This is a genomic window from Dietzia cinnamea NBRC 102147 (genome assembly GCF_001571065.1).
Lineage (GTDB): Bacteria > Actinomycetota > Actinomycetes > Mycobacteriales > Mycobacteriaceae > Dietzia > Dietzia cinnamea.
The window spans coordinates 1-561 of sequence record NZ_BCSW01000158.1; the positions used below are offsets into that span (position 1 = coordinate 1).

General features: G+C 63.6%; 1 protein-coding gene. It reads right to left on the minus strand.

The window, feature by feature from the left end; all coding sequences use genetic code 11:
* Positions 1-25: 25 nt before the first annotated feature.
* The coding region (locus tag DCI01S_RS17685) for a hypothetical protein (protein WP_167349590.1) at positions 26-561 on the minus strand (536 nt) is incomplete at its 5' end.

A 561-nucleotide genomic window follows, 5' to 3' on the forward strand; every position in this document is an offset into this window, starting at 1 on the left:
GTGAGAAGTGCGGCGGCGATTCGCATCAGCAGTAGCGGTCCCAGTTGATGTTGTCGCCGGCGATTGCGGCGATCCAGAGGCAGGGGAAAGTGAGCACCCCGGTCAGGGCGCAGTGGAAGCCGGTCACCCAGGTGAATGCTCCGATACCGACGAAGGACTTCCAGCAAGTTGCAGCGGGCTGCAACGGTCCATCCTGCTTGTTCGGCTCGGGGGGAAGTTCGGAGACGAGTCGGTATCCACCGGTCCCGTCAGTGTTGGGGACGAGGTACTTTCCGGCGGTCTTGGTGAGGAAAGTGTCGATCGCGTTCTCGTCCATGAGGGCTGCAAGTCGGTCCAGCTCCCCTTGCGGGTCGACCGAGTACCGATTGAGGAACGTCGTCATCGCGGGGCTCGACGACAGCTTGGAGAGGCGCCGATCATACCCTGCCGGATCTGCCTTTCGGGCCGCCTCGGTGTCGAGGTTGGCGTAAGCGTCCAGGGCGGCCTTCTCGGTCGCGCTGTCGATCGCCGTGGTGGGGTTGGCGGAGTTGCTGCTGAGAGTGTCGAGGCTTCCGGTCTGTG